The sequence below is a fragment of the Nocardiopsis tropica genome (assembly GCF_042660575.1).
In the GTDB taxonomy this organism is placed as follows: domain Bacteria; phylum Actinomycetota; class Actinomycetes; order Streptosporangiales; family Streptosporangiaceae; genus Nocardiopsis; species Nocardiopsis tropica.
In genome coordinates, this window is record NZ_JBHSUF010000009.1 from 170,473 (window position 1) to 188,805 (window position 18,333).

Sequence of the window (18,333 nt, forward strand, 5' to 3'; positions counted from 1 at the left end):
GCGCCATGACGATCAGGAAGGGCGGATCCCGCCCGGGCCGTTGAGCCCCACCGCGCCGACGTACGGGTCGGCCGACCACCTCCTCCGCTCCCTCCGGGACCAGGCCGCGTCCCCGCGCATGCGGACCCTCGCGCTCTACGCCCGCGACCACGCGGGCACACCCCACCTCGCCGGAATCCTCCGGCAGCTCGAAACCGACGGCCACGGCCGCCTCGCCGTGCACATGGCCACGGCCGCGCGCGACACCGCCGCCGTCGCCCGCCACCTCGCCGGACCCGACCACGCGCTCCGCCGCGCCGCGCTGCGCGCCGTCCGCGAGTTCCCGCTCCCCGACGAGGCCGTCCCGCCCGTGCTGACGGACGCCCCCACGGGTCTGCGCCGCGCCCTCTACCGCACCCTCTTCCACGCCCGCCGCACCTCCGTCGCGGACCTCCTCCTGCCCCGCGTCCGCGCCGACCACGGTGACGCCGAGGCCGCCGCGCTCCTGCCCGCCTGCTCATCCGAACAGGTGGCCCGCCACCTGCCCGACCTCCGCCACGCGGTCCGCTCCTGGACCCGCCTGGCCCGGCGCCACCCGGACATCCTCCTGGAACTCCTCTCCGGCGTCCGGGACGACCTCCGGGAGCACGGCGGCCACCTCCACAGCGTGTTCCCCGACTGGCGGCGCCTCTGCCGGGCGCTCGACCCGGTCCGCCCCGCCGAGCTCGGCGGCCTCGCGAAGGACCTCGGCCCGCGCGTCGCACTCCGCTCCGGGGCCTTCCCGCACACCCTGCGCGCTCTGCCGCCGGACCCCGGCCGCCGACGGTACCCGCAGCGCTTCCCCGCGCTGCCCGACGGAAGCCGCGACGTCCGGGTCCTGTACAGGGAGATGCGCCGCCGCCCCCCGGTGGCGCTGGCGGTCCTGCGGTCCATGCCCCCGGCGGTGCGCGGCGAGCACGTCGACGCGTTCGCCGACACGGGCCACGACCGCGGCGGGTTCGCGCTCCTGCCCTTCCTCGGGCTGCTCCCCCGCGACCGGGCCGAGGCCGGGGCGCGCGTCCTGCTGGAGCGGCTCACCGCCTTCCAGGCCCGACGCCCCGGGCACTCCGACCCCCACGGCGACCTGGAGGCCGTCGCCCACCTGCCCTACGGCGAGGCGGCCGCACCGCTGGAGGAGGCGGCCTCGGCCGGGGACGCCGACCGCCGCGCCCGGGGGCTGGCCCGGCTGGTGGAGGCCACCGCGCGCACCGGGGACCCGGGCCTCCTCGCACGGGTCCTCGCGGAGCGGGTCGACCGGTCCCGCTCGGAACGCGATCCGGTCCGCCGCGCCCTGCTGGTCGCACTGGCCGCCGTCCCGCCGGGGCTGCTGGTCGGCGACGAGCCGCACGGGCGCGCCGCACCGGACGGGGAGGCCGACGGACCCGGCGTGCGCACGGCCACCTCCCTTCCCGCCCTGCGCGGGCTGCTCGCCGACACACTCCGGACCCGCGACACCTCACCGCCCACGCGGCGCGCGCTGCGCGACCTGGCCGCCCGCCTGCTCCGCCACCCGGACACACGCGGGGTCCCGGAAGCGGTCGGATGGGCGCTGGACGCCTACGCCGGCCTCGTCGCGCGCTTCGGCGCGGACGGGCTCGGCGAACCGGGACGCCCCCGGTCCGGTCCGCCGTGGTGGACCGGCGGGGCGCGGGCGGACCGCGTGCCCCGCGCCCCCGAACCCTTCCTCGACCAGGTGATGCCCCGGGGATCGGAACAGGACCTGTACCGGAGGCTCGCGCCGGTGCTCCGGGCCGCCCGCGCCCGGGACGACTTCGCGCCCGCGGTTGCCCTGGCCCGGGAACTCGGCCGCCGCGCCCGTTCGCTCCCCGACCTGGGGGACCAGCTGGTGGCAGCGATCCGCCACGACCCGTCCGGCGCCACCGCCGCCGAGGCGGCGGACCTGTACCTGGCCGGGCCGGGCCTCCGGGCCGGCGCCCTGGCGCTGTTCCGGTCCGACCACGCCACCGCGCTGGTCCCGCGCGTGTGGGACGTCCTCTCCCGCCACCACGCCCCCGGGATCGTCCACGCCGCACTCGGCGCGGCCGAGGCCCGCCGCGCGGCGGCCGCCGCGGACACGGGAGGCCGGGACGCACCGGGCCCGGGCACGGGTCCCGGAACGGCAGACGCGGCCTCCGCCCCCGCCGGAGCGGCGCACAGGAGCAGGGCGCACACGCCCCACGGCACCGCGCTCCCCCTGCCCGGGGGCGGCGCCGGCGCCGGTGCGCCCGCGGACCGCGCGGTCGGCGCCGGCGAACTCGACACCCGCCCGTCCGCCCCCGCGTTCACGGACCCCGCGGCCGGCCTCGGCCGGCCCGGCGCCCGCACGCCCGCCTGGGTGCCCCGCATCGACGCCCGGACGGCCCGCGACTGGCCGGTTGACCTCCGGGACCGCGTCGCCGCGTACCTGGAGGGGCTCGTCGGCGATCCCTCCCTCGCGCTCGACGAGCGCGAGGCCGCGCTGTCCGGCCTGGGCCGCCTGCCCGGGACGACCGACCGCGTCGCCCGCTTCCTGGACGGCCCGGACATCGTCCTGCGGGAGGCCGCCGCCGGGGCGCTCGGCCACGGCGACAGGCCCGAGCGCGCCCTGCGCCTGGTGCTGGCCCACGCCGACGGCCCGCAGTCGCGGGCCGCCGCGCCCGCGATGTCGCGCTGTGCCCTGGCGGTCGCGCCCTCCCGGCTGGGTCCGGTCCTGGCGCGGGCCCTGGAGGGACCGGCCAAGGTCACCGTCCGCAAGGCGGCGGCGCGGCTGCTCGCACACCACCGGCCGCCGGGAGCCGTCGACACCCTCGCCCGCGCCCTGGACGCGGAGGGGCTGCACCGGGACGTGCGCGCCGCCGTGGCGGGCTCGCTGATGCGCGTACTGGACCACCCGGCCGCGCTTCCCGCGCTGACCGCGCACGTCCGGGGGTTCACGGAGGTGGAGGTCCAGTTCTCCCTGCTCCAGGTGTCCCCGATGCACTGCCCGCCCGCGAGCCGGGAGGCCGTCGCCGCCGTGGTGGACGCGCTGCCCGACCCGGGCCGCGACCACTGGCGGCTCGGCGGGTGGGCCGGCCGCTGGGCGCCCTGGACCGAGTACGACCTCGACGACGCCGTGGAGGCCCTGTGCGACCCGGACAGCCCCGTCGACCAGGCGTTCCGCGTCTTCCACGCACTCCTGGGCAGGGGCAGGGGACGCGACCGGATCGCGGAGGCGCTCTCCCGGCTGCTGGCCTCCGTCCCCGGGCCGGGTGAGGGCGTTCCCGTGCGGCGGCCGGACGGCGGGTCCGGTGGTGGGCCCCACAAGCGGGTGCTCCGCCTGGTGGACCTCCTGCGCGACGAGGCGGTGCGGGCCCCGGCGGGCGACGACCCCGTCCTGTGCCGGCAGGTGTGCTCGGCGCTCGACCTGCTGGCGGCCAGGGACGAGTACGGGCCCGAGGCGGTGCGGCTCGTGCAGGCGATGATCACCCGGGAGGTCTCACGGGCGGACGGCGACCCGGACCCGGGCGCGCTCGGCGGACTGCTCCTGCGCGCCGCGGCGATCCTGTCCCGGCACGCGCTCCTTCCCGAGGAGGACGCCGAGGGCGTGGTCGACACCGTGGCCCCGCGCTTCGGGCGCGACCCGGTCCCGCGGGAGACGCTGGCCTCGGTGGCGCGGCACGTGTTCGGGGCCGCGGCACGGACCGCGGGACCGGCGGGGGAGGCGATGGGCCTGATCGGCCTCGGCATCGTGGAGCGGGCGGGGCGCGCCGACGGCTGGCCCGCCCCCTGGCCCGGACTGCTCTCCCGGGCAGGGGAGCTCGGCCACGCACCGGTGCGCCTGGCCGCCTGGCGGCTGGCCGTGGAGTGAGCCCTCCGGGGCGGGACCGGCGGTGTGGGGCCGGTCCCGCCCCGGGTGACGCGGGCGGGTCCGGACCGGGGAGAACGCGGTCCGGCCCCGTCTCAGCCCTCGAACTCCGCCATGGGGACGCACTCACGCAGGAACCCGCGCACCTCCAGGAAGCCGGACAGGTACTCGCGGTGCTCGTCGCAGGCCAGCCACACCTTGCGGCGGTCCGGGGTGTGCAGCTTGGGGTTGTTCCACACGAGCGCCCACGCGGCCTCGGCGCGGCAGTCGCGCCTGGAGCACCGCGTCGGGGCGGCGGAACCGGTATTACCCAATGGTGACCCCCAGGGAGCGAAACGGCTGCCCCGGTCAAGCCGGGGCCACGATCGGGTCGGTGCACCGATCGAATGCGAACAAAAGGCGACGCCGGGTGGTTACGGGGGCAAACCACCCGGCGTCGCACGCGATGTTCCAACGGGGGCTCGGAACATCGCTCCCGCGCTCCGACGGGGGACCGAAGCGCTAGTCCCAATGTACACCGACGCCCCCCGGTGTACATCAAGAGTCAGTTACGACGTTGTCTCGGGAGAGTCCCGCCGAGCGCGTGTCCTCGGCCCCAGCTCAGGACTTTCCTGGCACGTCGTCCAGGGAAAAGGCCGCTTTCCGGGCGGGAGTCCACACCACCCCGGTCACGTGCGTCCCACGCGTGTACAAAGCATTCCCCGGTCGGGGGTAAAGCGCCCCGGAGGCGCTCCGACCTCGGAACGAGCCGGTCGAGAGGCGTCCTGTGTGGCTCCTGGGGAATCAGGGGAGGCAGTGAAACGGGGGTCGCGCCGTGCGCGACCGCGCAACCGACTACCCAGGGGGTCCCACATGTCCCACCACACCTACCGCGTCACGGAGATCGTCGGCACCTCCCCGCAGGGGATCGACCAGGCCATCCGCAACGGCGTCGACCGCGCCTCGGCCACGCTGCGCGGCCTGGACTGGTTCGAGGTCACCGAGATCCGCGGGCACATCGAGGAGGACGGCGTCGCCCACTTCCAGGTGGGGCTCAAGGTGGGGTTCCGGCTGGAGGACTGACGCCGGGGGACCCGCACGCGCCGACGGCCGGGCCCGGTCTGCCGGGCCCGGCCGCGCGGCCGCCCGTCAGCCGCCCGGGGACTCGCTGCCCCGCTGGACGTCCACGTGGACGTGGTCCAGGTGCCGCAGGATCTCGTTGTCCGGGTCCGCCTCGTAGTCCCGCCATCCCAGCGACGGGTAGTAGGTGCTCCAGATGCGGTCGTCGAAGATGATCACGTCGACGGCGTAGTCCGGGGCGTGCGCGATCAGCCAGTGCGCCATCACCCAGCCCTCGCGCCGGTTGTCCTCGTCGACCGGCCGGTAGAAGACGTCGATCGCCCTGCCCTCGTAGTGGGCGGACCCCTCGCCGTGCCCCGTGTCGTAGCCGCCCGGGTAGTAGCCGCCGAGGCTGAGGTCGGAGAAGTGCTCCTCCATCCCGTCCTTGAGCTCCTCTGCCCGCGGGGTCAGGCCGGAGGGCTCCAGGTCCTCCTGGACCCGCAGGTCGGGGTCCTTGACGGACCGGCAGGTCAGCGAGGGGCCCGCGTCCTCCTCCGGGCCCTCCTCCAGGACCGTCATGACGGCGTCCGGGATGTCGTCGGTGTCGGGGGCCTCGACGGGGGCGGAGTCGCCCTGCGCGGAGACGGCGGCGGCCGTGGTCGCCCGCCGGGCCTGGTCCCGGTCCAGGCGCACCTGGTCCTCGCCGGTCCACACCGAGCACTCCGGGCCCCACGGCGTCGACACGGGGAAGACGTCGGTGTTGCGGGCCAGCCAGCGGGCGCCCACGACCGCCACGAGGCCGAGGACGGCCAGGATCGCCACGGCGGCCAGGAGCCCGTGCCAGCGGCGCCCGGGCCGCGCGCTTCTGTGTGTCATGCCCTTCCGCCCCTCCGTGTTCGTGCCCGGCGGCGTGCGGGTGCCGCCGACGCGCGTTCAAGAGTGGTCAGTCTCCGAATATTCCATCAGATTTCAGGCACTAGGGACATATTGCCCAGATCGGTTCCCGTCTACCGCCGCGGCGCACCGGGGGTCACCGGATCGACCAGAGGACGAACACGCCCCCCAGGACCAGGGTCAGCGCCCAGATCCGGTCCATGGTCACCCCCTTCCAGCGCAGGGCGTGCACCCCCAGGAAGTCGTAGGCGATCAGGGCCGCGACCCCCGAGGCGAACAGCATCGCCGCCGTGTGCACCCCCGTCGCGGCCAGCCCGGTCAGGGTCGCGTCCCACAGGGACCACCCCCCGTCGGGCGCGCCGGGCGCCGCTCCCGCCGGGGCCGCCTGCGCGGCGGCGTCCGGCGCCGTCCCCCCGTGCCCCGCGTGGCCGCCCCCCTCCGCGTGCGAGAGGCGGCCGGCCAGGACCGGCATGAGCATGAGCCCCGCCCCGTGCGCGGACGACATCAGGAACGACCAGGCGGCCACCTGCCACAGGGGGAGGCGCACCTCCCGCCAGTGGAAGTGCCGGCGCGACAGCAGCATCAGCAGCCCCACGAGGACGATCACGGACCCGCCCACCACGGGGAACAGCACCGAGGCGGTCACCGAACCGGTGACGGTGACGGCGACCGCGGCGACGGCGACGCTCCCCGCGTGCCCGGCCGCGACCGCGGGGAGGGAGCGGAGCACCTCGGAGCGGCCCCCCTCCTGGAGGCCGCGGGACACGGCCAGCAGCCAGCCCATGCCCGGGTGGAGGCCGTGGAAGGCGCCCAGCGCGACGAGGGTCCAGAGCTGCGCGGTGGTCACGGCGTCAGAGTCACACGGCCCGGACGGGGCGGCAACGCCCCCCGGTGCAGCTGACCGACTCCGGTCAGTCACGGTTGCGCGGGGCCGCGGAGGGGCAGCGGGGACGTCTTCCGAGCTCCCCGCCGGGCGGGCCGGCGGGCGGTGGTGTCCGCGGAGGCCGTGGACGCAGGAGCGGGGCGGGGACCGCGCGCCGCCTCCGGCCGTGCGGGCGCCCGGACGCCCGGACGCCCGGGGGCGTCGGGCGGGCCGCGGAGGGGCCGTGCGCGGTCGGCGGGCCCGGACGCCGCAAGCCCCCGGGACGCGACGGCGCCCGGGGCCCGACGGGCTCCCGGGCGCCGTCGCGCGCCTGGTCGGATCAGGGGCAGATCGTGTTCAGGTCGGTGGCCTCCGAGCCCACCTGGCGGCCCGGGTCGGCGGGCTCCTCCTCGTCCAGCCCGGTGTACTCCTGCCACTCGGTGCGGTCGTCGCCCTCCCCGGCGGCCTCCTCCGCGTCCTCGCCGCCCTCCTCGGGCGAGGCGGAGGGGGAGGCCGCGTCGGGCATGTCGTCGGTCTCCCCGCTCCCGGCGGCGATCGCCTCGGCGACCAGGTCCCTGACCTCGTCCCAGTCGGGGTTGGCGGTGTTGACCTGGGGCGGGGACAGCTGGAACGTGCTCATCCGCCCGGTGTCGGTGACCAGGTCGGCCAGTTCGATGAACGCGGGCACCTTGCTCTGGGGGATGTCCGTGCTCAGGGTCCGCTTGGTGGCGCCCGCGAGCCTGCGGTAGCTCGTCAGGATCGTCGTCGGCTCGACCTGTTCCGTGACGTACTTGATCAGGCAGCCCTGGCGGCCCATCCGCCCGTAGTCGTCGCTGTTGACCCGGGACCGCCCGTACCAGAGCGCCTCGTGGCCGTCGAGCCTGCGCAGGCCCGGCTCCAGGACCCCTCCGTGGACGCCGTAGGGGATCGGCTCCTCGATGCGGACCTGCACGCCGCCGATGGCGTCGATCAGGTCGCGGAAGCCCATCATGTCGACCATCGCGTAGTAGCCGATGTCCAGGCCGACGTTGTAGCCGATCACCTTCTTGAGGGTGTCGGCGGACGGGTCTCCCACGACGGGGTTGAGCGCCAGCTCGTCCGGCTCCTCGGCCACCGTCTGGTACACGTCGTTGAGGAGGAGGTCGAAGCCGTACGGCTCGGGGTAGCGCTCGGCGAGGGCGCTGTCCTCCGGGAACCGTACGTTCTCCAGGTTGCGGGGCAGGCCCACCAGGACGGCGTCGCCGGTCTCGGGGTCCATGCTGGCGACCATCATGGTGTCCGTGCGGACCCCGTAGCGGTTGTCCGCCGAGTCCGCGCCGATCAGCAGGACGTTGACCCGCTCCGCCCCGTTCCAGGGGTCGGCCGCGTCGTGGGGGGGCAGTTCGGGGTCCTCGTCGCCGCTGAACACGTCGGCGAGGGTCTCGTGGGCCGTGTACCCGCCGTGCAGGGCCAGGGCGGAGGGCGCCGCGATGGCCAGGCACAGGACCAGCACCACGGCCCCGCTGAGCAGCCGCCGGCCCAAGGGCATCCCCGCGGGTCTGGTGATCGTCCAGGAGTGGAGGACGACCGCCAGCCACAGGACCGCGGCCACGAACACCAGGCCCATGGCGCCCAGCAGCCAGCGGCTCTGGACCGCCATTCCGGCGAGCAGGGCCATGGCCCCCGACTCGTGTGCGCCGATGCGCCAGGCCGAGAAGGCCAGGGCCGCGATCCCGGCCAGGTACAGGCCGAGGATCACCGCCCCCGCGACCCTGCGCCGCATGCGCAGGTGGGCCAGGCCCGGGAGGGGGACCGACGCCGCGGTCCACAGCAGCGCCCGCCCCGTACTCAGGCGCGCGGGCGCCTCGTCCCGCTGATCGTCCTCCGCTGCCACCGACGATTCCTCTCCAGCATCGGGACGGCTGGGTCCGCCCCGTTCGGTTGTCCCCCGTCGCCCTCGCCGCGCGACGGTCACGCCCCGGGGCCCGGCTCCGTGTCCGGGGCCCCTGTCGGGTCCGCGTCCGGCGGGGCCGCGGGGAACCCTCCCCGGCGGCGCCCGTCACGTCGGACGCTCGGTGCGGTACGCCTCCCGCCCCGGGGCACGTGTGCCCTGCCGGAGCGGTGTGCGAGGGTCCGCAAGTTCAGTGTGGCGCTTTGTGAGAGTTGTGCGCACGACTACTCACTCAAGAGGGATGTTCTATACAAGTCTGTTATGTGGTCCCGACGCCGTGGTTGGGGGATTGGATGATGCTTTCGGGCCGATCAAAGGGGTGAATCAACCGATTTCTTTCGCGATCAGTAGTGAACGGGCTCCACAGCTGCGATGATCTGGCCGCAGGAGGGGGCGTCGTCCGGGGGAAGGGCGGCGTCATGGGAACGAAAGGCACCATCGTGCTTGATGCGGTTGACGCCGCGCTTATGCGCGCGTTGCAGGGGGACGGCAGAGCGACGTTCCAGGCGCTGGCCGACGGAGTCGGCCTGTCCCGGACGGCGGTTCGCGCCAGAGTGCGCCAGCTGGTCCAGTCGGGGGCGATCCGGATCGTGGGGGTGCTGCACGCCGGAGTCGTGGGCATGGAGGTCCTCGGTCATGTGTCGTTCCGGGTCAACGGCCCCGTGGGGCCGCTGCTGGAGGCGCTGGGCGAGCGCGAGGCGGTGACCTTCGCGGCGCAGTCGGCCGGGAGGTTCCCGGCCGTCGCGCAGGTGCGGGTGGCCGACGACGGAGCCCTCACCAAGGAGCTCACCGACCTCCGCTCGCTGCCGGGGGTGGAGGGCGCGGAGGTCTTCCGCGCCAACGCCGTCTTCAAGGACGCCCACAGCAGCGTGCGGGAACTGCGCGACATCGAGTTGGACGCCCTGGACTGGCGTCTGGTTCGGCAGTTGCTGAAGGACGGCCGGGCCTCGTACGCGGACCTGGCCCGACAGGTGGGCCTGTCGCAGGCGGCGGCCCGCTCGCGGGTCGTGCGGCTCCTGAACTCCGGTGTGGTGCACGTGACCGCGCTGGTGGAGCCGTCGGCGGTGGGGGCCAACGAGCAGCTGGGCTTCGGCCTGCGCTGCCGGGGCGACGCCGAGGCGCTGGGCTCCGCGCTGGCGAACATGCCCCGCGTCTCCTTCATGGCCAGCGGCTTCGGCCGCTACGACATCATCGGCACCCTCACCGCCCCGGACCGCTGCCAGCTGGTGGAGGCGCTGGAGTCGGTGCGGTCCGCGCCGGGCGTGGGCTACGTGGAGACCTGGGACCACCTGTCCGTGCGCAAGGAGCGCAGGGGCGGGGAGCGGCCGGTGGAGTGGTTCCCCGGCTGAGCGGGGCCGTCCGGGCCGACCGGCCCCGACCAGGCGAGGGCCCGGTCGGGGCCGGCCCTGTGCGTGACGCAGGGTGGGAGGCCCCGTGCGCTTCGGGCTCATCTGTAACCATCGGTAGCATTTTTACGTGTTTCCGCCACGTATGGCTTGCGTCACGCTTAAGTTACCCGTGAGTATGGAGGAGGTCGGTCCGAACCGGCCGCACCGGGCGCGGGTGTAGTGGGAGGCTGACGTGGCGCTTGCGAAGACGTTGACGGCTGTGGGAACGGTGGCCCTGGCCCGCTGCGGCGGCCGGCCCTTCGGCACGCACCTGTTCTCGGTCTGGCCGGGGGCCGCGTTCGCCGCGACCGCCTTCCCGGTGCGCTGTACACCGGGGGACAACCTCGCCCTCCACGTGGCGGTGGCCCAGGCGCCGCCCGGGGCCGCCCTCGTCGTGGACGTGGCGGGGGAGTCCGAGTACGGCTACGTCGACGAGATCCTCGCCGTGGCCGCCCGGACCCGCGGCGTGAGCGGCATCGTCCTGGACGGCTGCGTCCGCGACATCGCCGCCATCGCGCGCTGCGAGCTCCCCGTGTTCGGGGCCGGGGTCGCCGTCCGCGAGGCGGGCCACGAGGCGGGCGGCTCCGTCGGCCGGGAGATCAGCATGACCGCGAGCGGCCCGGCGCCCCTGCCGGTGCGCCGCGGCGACTGGATCGTCGCCGACGACGACGGCGTGGTCTGCCTGCCCCGGGGGCAGGTGAGCGCCATCATCGCCGAGACCATGAGCAGCCTCTCCCGGGAGCAGGAGATCATCGACGCCGTGTACGCGGGGGAGAGCACCCTGGACCTGCTCGGCCTGGACCCCTCGCGGGTCTCGGGCTGGGAGGGGGCCGCCGGGAGCGGGAGCCGGCCCGCCGCGGGGCGCTCCCGGGCCCTGGGCGCGGTGCGCCGCGACACCGCGTCGCTCGCGGCCGAGGGCCACCCTGCGGCGGGGCGACCCCGTGTGGGGCCGCGCCCGGCCGTGGGCGAGGCCTACCGGGGAGACTGAGCCCCGTCCGCGTGCCCGGACCCGTCCTCTCCGGGCCGGCCCGGGCTCCCGCCCCGCGCGGCGGCGCCGGCGACGCGCGTCCGGGGCGTCAGTCCTCGGTGAGGGACAGCAGCTCGTCGATGTAGCAGGTGGCCTCCCGGGCGGCCGCCGCCGGGTCCGCGGAGCGGATGGCCTCGGTCAGCTTCGAGTGGTCCACGCCGTCGGTCTCGGACGAGGGCTGGTTCGTGGCGCCGTCGTTCTGCTCGTACGCCGTGTGCGCGATGCTGGCGTACACGACCTGGGCGATGTCGTCGTACAGGTCGATGAGCAGGGTGTTGTGGGTGGCGTTGACGACCGAGCGGTGGAACGTGAAGTCGGCCTCCACGAACGCGCTCATGTCGCGGTCGCGCCAGGCGGCCTCGCGCAGGGCCATCGCGCGGTCGATGTCGGCCATGTCCTCGTCGCTGTGGCGCAGGGCCGCCAGTCTGGCGGCCTCCACCTCCAGCGCGCGGCGCACCTCCAGGTTCTCCCGCAGGCGGGAGCGCTCCAGACGGCGCCGGAGCGCGCCGCCGAGCTCGCTGGAGGCGCGGACGAAGGTGCCCGCACCCTGGCGGATCTCCAGCAGGCCCGCGTGGGCGAGGGCGCGGACGGCCTCACGCACGGTGTTGCGGCCCACCTCGAGCTGGTCGGAGAGCTCCGACTCGGTGGGGATGCGGTCGCCGACGCCCCATTCACCCGAGTCGATCTGCGCTCGTAACTGACTGATGACCTGGTCTACGAGACCGGTCCGGCGTGTCGAGGCGAGGGGCACGCGTTTACCTCCTAGGGGCGGGTCGCCGGATGACAGGGCCAGCGCACAGGTACGGAACGGTTAAGGCCGGAGCTTAGACCAGTTACCGTCGGGAATTGGCCTCGAACGGCAATGCGTTATCCTCATGAAGTACATCCGGTCATCCTACGAATCTGTGAGTCGCCTTCCATGAGCGCCGGATCAGCGCCCCACACGCCCGTGACGAGCGGTCCCCCCGCAGGCACGACCGCCCCCGCCCGCCCGCCGCGGGCCGTCCTCCTGCTCCTCGCGGCCGGCATCGCCCTCGCCGCCCTCAACCTGCGCACGGCGATCACCAGCGTCGGCCCCGTGCTCGGCGAGGTCACCGCCGGACTCGGGATGACCGCGGTCGGCGCCGGCCTGCTCACCACGCTCCCCGTCCTGTGCTTCGCCCTCTTCGGCGGCCTCACCCCGGCCCTGGCCCGCCGCCTGGGGGAGCACCACCTGCTGGTCTACGCGCTGACCGCCGTCACCGTCGGCCTCGCCACCCGCGCGCTGGTGCCCGAGCCCTGGATGTTCCTGGCCCTGAGCGCCGTGGCGCTCTCCGGCGGCGCGGTCGGCAACGTCATCCTCCCCGCCCTGGTCAAGCAGCACTTCCCCGACCGCGTCGGCCTGATGACCACGGTGTACACCACCGCCCTGGCCCTGGGCACCACCATCGCGGCGGCCTCCACCGTCCCCCTGGAGCAGTCCACGGGGGAGTGGCGGATCGCCCTGGGCGCCTACGCCCTCTTCGGCGTCGTCGCCGCCGTGCCCTGGCTGCTGGCGCTGCGCCACGAGCCCGCCCCCGGGGACCCCTCCCAGGCGCTGGGCTTCCGCCAGGTGCTGGGCACCGGCATCGGCTGGCAGGCCATGCTGTACTTCGGCACGCAGTCCTCGGTGGCCTACATCATGTTCGGCTGGTACGCGCAGATGCTGCGCGACCAGGGCATGTCCCCCCAGACGGCGGGGCTGGCCCTGTCCTACCTGACCGTCCTGGGCATCCCGATGTCCCTGGTGCTGCCCACCCTGCTCACCCGGCTCCGCGACCAGCGGCCGTTCGTGGTCATGTTCGCCGCCGCCTACCTCGCGGGCCTGGCCGGACTGTGGTTCTCCCCGCTCTCGGGGGTGTGGGTGTGGACCACCCTCGTCGGCATCGGCATGGGCAGCTTCGTCTTCGCCCTGACCTCCTTCGCGCTGCGCACCCGCACCGGCGCGGGCACGGCCGCCCTGTCGGCCTCCAGCCAGAGCCTGGGCTACCTGATGGGCGGAGCCGGCCCCTTCCTGTTCGGCCTGCTGCACGAGGCGAGCGGCGGCTGGCACGCCCCGCTGCTGCTGGTGGTGGCCCTGGTCGCGGTCAACCTGGGTGTGGGCCTGCTGCTGGGCAGACCCGGCCACCTGGAGGACGCCATCCGGGACCGCGCGCTCAGAAGGGAAGCCAGTCGATCCGGCCGATGAGGTACACGGAGCCGACGAAGGCCACGATGTCGATGACGGTGTGCGCGACCACCAGCGGCATGACCCGCCCGTAGCGCAGGTAGAACCAGCCGAAGACCAGCCCCATCACCAGGTTGCCGAAGAACATGCCCACCCCCTGGTAGAGGTGGTAGAAGGCGCGCAGCACCGAGCTGGCGAGCACCGCCTTCCACGGCGCCCAGCCGAGCTGGCCCAGCCGGTGCAGCAGGTACCCGACGACGATGACCTCCTCCAGGACGCCGTTCTTGGCGGCCTGGAGCACGAGGACGGGCACGTCCCACCAGTTGCCCTCCAGGGTGCTGGGCACGATCGTCAGGGTCAGGCCCAGGTTCCAGGAGACCACGTACACGGCCAGGCCCCCCGCGCCGATCAGCGCGGCCAGGGCGGCGCCGGTGCCCAGGTCGAAGCCCGGCCTGCGCACGTCGAAGCCGATCGTGCGGGAGGACTCTCCCGAGCGGCGCATGAGGTAGGCCACCAGCAGTACCGGGGCCAGTGAGAAGACCAGCGCGTACAGCTGGCGGGACAGGTCCAGCCAGGGGCGGGCGTCGGCGCGCGGGTTCACCAGGCTCGCGGTCTGCTCGGCCAGGCCCCCCGGAGCCGTGAGCACGCCCGCGAAGGAGATGATCGCCGATACCGCGGACGCGCCCAGGGAGAGCGCGAGGACGCACACGACCTCCCAGCGCAGCAGGCCCCGCTCCGGCGGTGCTGTGGGGGAGGACGGCGTCCCCGCGTCCTCGGCGGTGTGCGGTGCTCGGGTCTTGTCGGTCACGCGTCGCAATCTACGCGCTGTGCGCCGGACGCGTGACCGGGGGGCTCAGGGACGGGGCTCCCCGGTGTCAGCCCTCGCCGTCGTCGTCCTGGTCGTCCTGATCGTCGCCGTCGCCGTCCTGGTCGTCGCCGCCGTCGTCACCGTCGTCGTTCTGGTCACCGTCGTCCTGGTCGCCGTCGTCCTGCTGCTCCGTGTCCACGTCCGGCAGGACGTCGTCGCAGGCGGCGGTGCCCAGGACCACGAACGCCGACAGGGCGCCCACGGCGAGGACGCGGCGCAGGACGGGAAGGGTCGCGAGGAGCGGGTCGAGGAGTTTCACGGGTGCCTCCTGGTCTCGTGGCGGGCCGGCGGGCGCCGACCCCGCGCGGTCGCCAGCCTAGGTCCCGGTACGGCGGGCGGCCAAAGCGACGCGTGCGCGAATACGCGACGGAGGACGCCCGAAACCGGACACGGACACGGACAAGCCGCCGGCCATACGCGTGTGACACGGACCGCGTACGGCCGACGGCCAGGGGGCGGAGTCCGTCCCGCCCCGCCCCAGCCACGAAAGCGGGGAGGGACGGACTCCTGGGAACGAAGACCAGGTCAGTGAGCCGCTGAGAACTGGTCTTCTTCGGTGGAGCCGGTGAGAGCCGTGGTGCTGGCCTCGGGGGAGATGGTCGTGCTGATCGCGTCGAAGTAGCCGGTGCCGACCTCGCGCTGGTGGCGGGTGGCGGTGTAGCCGTCGGCCTCGGACGCGAACTCGGCCTCCTGGAGCTCGACGTACGACGTCATCCCGTTCCGGGCGTAGCCCTTGGCCAGGTTGAACATCGAGTGGTTGAGCGAGTGGAAGCCCGCCAGGGTGATGAACTGGAACTTGTAGCCCATGTGGCCCAGCTCGCGCTGGAACTTCGCGATGGTCGCGTCGTCCAGGTGCCGCTTCCAGTTGAAGGACGGCGAGCAGTTGTAGGCCAGCATCTGGTCCGGGTACTCCGCCTTGATCCGCTCGGCGAAGTCGCGGGCGACCTCCAGGTCGGGGGTCGCGGTCTCCATCCAGAGCAGGTCGGAGTGCGGGGCGTAGGCCAGGCCGCGGGCGACGCAGGCGTCCACGCCGTTGCGGAAGCGGTAGAAGCCCTCGGCGGTGCGCTCGCCGGTCACGAAGGGCCGGTCGCGCTCGTCGATGTCGCTCGTGATCAGGGTCGCGGCCTGGGCGTCGGTCCGCGCGATGACGAGGGAGGGGACACCGGCGACGTCCGCGGCCAGGCGGGCGGCGTTCAGGGTCTTGACGTGCTGGCCGGTCGGGATGAGGACCTTGCCGCCCAGGTGCCCGCACTTCTTCTCGGAGGCCAGCTGGTCCTCCCAGTGCACGCCGGCCGCGCCGGAGGCGATCATGCCCTTCATCAGCTCGTAGGCGTTGAGGACGCCGCCGAAGCCGGCCTCGGCGTCGGCCACGATCGGGGCGAGCCACTCGGGAGCGGTGTCGTCGCCCTCGGACCAGGTGATCTGGTCGGCGCGCAGCAGGGCGTTGTTGATGCGGCGGACCACGGCCGGGACCGAGTTGGCGGGGTAGAGGCTCTGGTCCGGGTAGGTGCTGCCGGAGAGGTTCGCGTCGGCGGCGACCTGCCACCCGGAGAGGTAGATGGCCTTCAGGCCGGCGCGGACCTGCTGGACCGCCTGGTTGCCGGTGAGGGCGCCGAGGCTGTTGACGTAGTCCTCGGTGTGGAGCAGGTCCCAGAGGCGCTCGGCGCCCCGGCGGGCCAGGGTGTGCTCCTCGGTGACCGAACCGCGGAGCTTGACCACGTCGTCGGCGGAGTAGGTGCGCTCGATACCGGCCCACCGGGAGTTGGTCTCCCAGTCGCGCTGGAGTTCGGCGCTGGCTTCCTGACGTCGAGCGCTGGTGCCCATGTTCGTTCCCGCCTTACGTGTAGTCCCCAAGGTGTTCGCACCGGTCGAGGGAGTTCCTGCCAGGACCAGGGGCTGAGCCCTGGGCGTATGTTCCCCGCCGGTAACTATGATTCTTGGTGAAGTTCCAGAGCTTTTCCACTTGAAATCGTGCGAAGATCAGCGATTCTTTCCGTAAGATGAACCCATGGCGTACTTTGGTGCTGAAGAAATACCGTCTTTGACAGGTGACCTAGATCTCGTCACCTTTGGTCAGCGGCTCCGTCATCTGCGGCGCGCGCGAGGTATGACCCTCTCCGACCTGGGAGAACGCGTCGGCAGGGCCCCCTCCCAGCTCTCCCTGCTGGAGAACGGCAAGCGCGAGCCCAAGCTCTCCCTCCTCACCTCCCTGGCCTCCGCCCTCGGCGTCTCCGTCGAGGAACTCCTCTCCAAGCAGCCCCCGAGCCGGCGCGCGCAGCTGGAGATCTCCGTGGAGGAGGCCCAGCGCGACTCCCTCTACCAGGAGCTCAACCTCCCCCACCTCAAGGTCGGCAAGAGGGTCCCCAACGACGTGCTCGAACACATCGTCGGCCTCTACGACGAGCTCAAGCGGCGCCACGCCAAGCCCACGGCCAGCCCCGAGGAGGCCAGGCGGGCCAACGCCGACCTGCGCCGGCAGATGCGCGAGCGCGGCAACTACTTCGAGCAGATCGAGAAGGCCGCCACCGAGACCCTGGACGCCGTCAACTACACCGCGGGCGCCCTCTCCCAGGGGCAGATACTCGCGATCGCGACGCACCACGGGTTCAGCCTCAGGTACGTGCAGGACCTGCCCCGCTCGGTGCGCTCCCTCACCGACCACGTCAACCGGCGGATCTACCTCAAGCGCGAGACCACGCTGGGCATGCACAGCCCGCGCACGATCCTCCTCCAGACCCTCGGCCACGTGGTGCTCGGCCACGGCCAGCCCCGGGACTTCGGCGACTTCCTGCGCCAGCGGGTCGAGGCCAACTACTTCGCGGCGGCCGTCCTCATCCCCGAGAGCACCGCCGTCACCTACCTCCAGGAGGCCAAGCACGCACGCGACCTCTCGGTGGAGGACCTGCGCGACGTCTACTCGGTCTCCTACGAGATGGCGGCCCACCGGTTCACCAACCTGGCCCACCGCCACCTGGACCTGGTCTGCCACTTCATCCGCAACGACGAGACCGGCATCATCTACAAGGCCTACGAGAACGACGGCCTGGTCTTCCCCACCGACGAGACCGGCGCCATCGAGGGCCAGCGCATGTGCCGCCAGTGGTCGGGGCGCCAGGTGTTCGCCTCCCCGGACCGCTACTCGATCTACTACCAGTACACGGACAAGCCCAACGGCACCCACTGGTGCGTGGCGCACGTGGACCCGAGCCGGGAGCGCAACTACGCCATCACCCTCGGCGTGCCCTACAAGGAGTCGCGCTGGTTCCGCGGACGGGAGACCACCAACCGGACCCAGTCCAACTGCCCCACCGGCGAGTGCTGCGTGCGCCCGCCCGCGGACCTGGCCGCCCGCTGGGAGGGCAACGTGTGGCCGTCGGCCCGCGCCCACTCCCACGTGCTGTCGGCCCTGCCCTCGGGCACCTTCCCGGGCGTGGACGAGCACGACGTCTACACGTTCCTGGAGAAGCACAGCGGGGAGGACCGCGTCTGAGGCGCCGGAGGAGGACGGACGGAGAGGGGTCGGGGCCAGGGGCCCCGGCCCTTCGGTGTTCCCGCGGCGGGGACGGTGCTGCGGTCCCGCGGGCGGCCGGCGGAACCCGGCGGCCCCGTCTCCGGGAAGGTCCTCGGCCGCCGCGGGCGCCTTCCACCGGCTGGAGCAACCGCACCTCAGGGGCCGGTACCGGGCGTACCAGCTCCTTGTCGTTTGCCCGAACCGCCTGTACCGGTAGTGGTACCGCCTTCGGGCGGTGCGTGTGCCGGTGCTCCGCCGAGGGGGAACCGCTTCGCGTGGTGCGCCGCTCCGTCCCCTTCGACACCCCTGAGAGGGAGCCCATGAACCTGCCCGCGAACATCCGCACCCTGATTCCCGTCATCGTCGGCGTCATCGTCGGCGCGGCCGTCCACCACGCCAGCTCACGGGGGATCGTCATCCCCGAGGGGTCCCTGGCCGAGGTGGTGACCCCGGTCGTGTCCGGCGCCGTCACCGTGGCCTACTTCGCGGCAGGCCGGTTCCTGGAGACCCGGGTCCCCGCCCGCGTGCGCACCGTGGGGCGTGTGCTGCTGACGTGGGGGCTCACCCGCCAGACGCCGGCGTACGGTCCGGCGGGGGAGGTGGAGGCCTCCCGCGCTGCCGCGTGAGGGGCCCGCTCCTGATGCCCGACCTCCGATGAGCACGCCGTTCCCGAGCGTGCGTCCGACGGGTGGGGACCTGCCGGGCGGCGACCGGCCCCCGCGTCCTTTCCCGTGGGTTCCAGCGATCCCCGCAACACCCTGGATTTCAGGGAGTTGCGGGGACCCCGAG

Annotated in this window: 15 protein-coding genes; 7 read left to right on the top strand and 8 right to left on the bottom strand. The window is 73.9% G+C overall.

Annotated features, from left to right (window positions below):
* Positions 1-40 precede the first annotated feature (40 nt).
* Complete coding sequence (locus tag ACFQBR_RS16640) at positions 41-3,844, top strand: HEAT repeat domain-containing protein (protein ID WP_378553764.1); 3,804 nt, start codon at positions 41-43, stop codon at positions 3,842-3,844.
* A 92-nt stretch (positions 3,845-3,936) separates the two neighbouring features.
* Here ACFQBR_RS16640 and ACFQBR_RS16645 read toward each other — a convergent pair whose 3' ends face one another.
* Positions 3,937-4,155, bottom strand: a complete 219-nt coding sequence (locus tag ACFQBR_RS16645) for a hypothetical protein (RefSeq protein ID WP_267945397.1) — start codon at positions 4,153-4,155, stop codon at positions 3,937-3,939.
* A gap of 538 nt (positions 4,156-4,693) precedes the next feature.
* Here ACFQBR_RS16645 and ACFQBR_RS16650 point away from each other — a divergent pair.
* Complete coding sequence (locus ACFQBR_RS16650; RefSeq protein WP_267945396.1) at positions 4,694-4,903, top strand: dodecin; 210 nt, start codon at positions 4,694-4,696, stop codon at positions 4,901-4,903.
* 66 nt (positions 4,904-4,969) lie between these two features.
* Here ACFQBR_RS16650 and ACFQBR_RS16655 read toward each other — a convergent pair whose 3' ends face one another.
* The 3 genes from ACFQBR_RS16655 to ACFQBR_RS16665 form a co-directional block, all read right to left on the bottom strand.
* Positions 4,970-5,755, bottom strand: a complete 786-nt coding sequence (locus ACFQBR_RS16655; RefSeq protein WP_344186414.1) for a VldE C-terminal domain-containing protein — start codon at positions 5,753-5,755, stop codon at positions 4,970-4,972.
* A 154-nt stretch (positions 5,756-5,909) separates the two neighbouring features.
* Complete coding sequence (locus ACFQBR_RS16660; protein ID WP_344186413.1) at positions 5,910-6,620, bottom strand: cell wall anchor protein; 711 nt, start codon at positions 6,618-6,620, stop codon at positions 5,910-5,912.
* Between the two features lie 355 nt (positions 6,621-6,975).
* Positions 6,976-8,508: an LCP family protein gene (locus ACFQBR_RS16665; protein ID WP_344180766.1), complete on the bottom strand. Its 1,533-nt coding sequence runs from the start codon at positions 8,506-8,508 to the stop codon at positions 6,976-6,978.
* 497 nt (positions 8,509-9,005) lie between these two features.
* Between ACFQBR_RS16665 and ACFQBR_RS16670 the strand changes: the two genes are divergently transcribed.
* Both ACFQBR_RS16670 and ACFQBR_RS16675 read left to right on the top strand, forming a co-directional pair.
* On the top strand, positions 9,006-9,914 hold the full coding sequence (locus ACFQBR_RS16670) for an Lrp/AsnC family transcriptional regulator (RefSeq protein ID WP_344180764.1): 909 nt from the start codon (positions 9,006-9,008) through the stop codon (positions 9,912-9,914).
* A 259-nt stretch (positions 9,915-10,173) separates the two neighbouring features.
* Positions 10,174-10,941, top strand: coding sequence for an RraA family protein (locus tag ACFQBR_RS16675; protein ID WP_267950433.1), 768 nt, complete (start codon positions 10,174-10,176; stop codon positions 10,939-10,941).
* Between the two features lie 88 nt (positions 10,942-11,029).
* On the opposite strand, the gene ACFQBR_RS16680 is transcribed toward ACFQBR_RS16675, so the two are convergent.
* Entirely contained in the window at positions 11,030-11,731 is a 702-nt protein-coding gene (locus ACFQBR_RS16680; protein WP_267945391.1) for a FadR/GntR family transcriptional regulator, read from the bottom strand.
* Positions 11,732-11,899: 168 nt separating this feature from the next.
* On the opposite strand from ACFQBR_RS16680, the gene ACFQBR_RS16685 reads away from it, so the two are divergent.
* Positions 11,900-13,186: a CynX/NimT family MFS transporter gene (locus ACFQBR_RS16685; RefSeq protein WP_344180761.1), complete on the top strand. Its 1,287-nt coding sequence runs from the start codon at positions 11,900-11,902 to the stop codon at positions 13,184-13,186.
* Here ACFQBR_RS16685 and ACFQBR_RS16690 read toward each other — a convergent pair.
* From ACFQBR_RS16690 to aceA, 3 genes are all read right to left on the bottom strand, one after another.
* Positions 13,155-13,973, bottom strand: a complete 819-nt coding sequence (locus ACFQBR_RS16690; protein WP_344180759.1) for a CPBP family intramembrane glutamic endopeptidase — start codon at positions 13,971-13,973, stop codon at positions 13,155-13,157. The two genes, ACFQBR_RS16685 and ACFQBR_RS16690, sit on opposite strands and share 32 nt — an antisense overlap.
* 67 nt (positions 13,974-14,040) lie before the next feature.
* The gene (locus tag ACFQBR_RS16695) at positions 14,041-14,292 is read right to left on the bottom strand and encodes a DNA primase (protein WP_344180757.1); all 252 of its coding nucleotides are present in this window, start codon (positions 14,290-14,292) and stop codon (positions 14,041-14,043) included.
* A 266-nt stretch (positions 14,293-14,558) separates the two neighbouring features.
* Positions 14,559-15,857, bottom strand: coding sequence for an isocitrate lyase (gene aceA / locus ACFQBR_RS16700; RefSeq protein WP_267945387.1), 1,299 nt, complete (start codon positions 15,855-15,857; stop codon positions 14,559-14,561).
* 217 nt (positions 15,858-16,074) lie between these two features.
* On the opposite strand from aceA, the gene ACFQBR_RS16705 reads away from it, so the two are divergent.
* The gene (locus tag ACFQBR_RS16705) at positions 16,075-17,523 is read left to right on the top strand and encodes an XRE family transcriptional regulator (RefSeq protein ID WP_267945386.1); all 1,449 of its coding nucleotides are present in this window, start codon (positions 16,075-16,077) and stop codon (positions 17,521-17,523) included.
* Positions 17,524-17,864: 341 nt separating this feature from the next.
* The gene (locus ACFQBR_RS16710) at positions 17,865-18,170 is read left to right on the top strand and encodes a hypothetical protein (protein ID WP_344180754.1); all 306 of its coding nucleotides are present in this window, start codon (positions 17,865-17,867) and stop codon (positions 18,168-18,170) included.
* Positions 18,171-18,333: the final 163 nt, after the last annotated feature.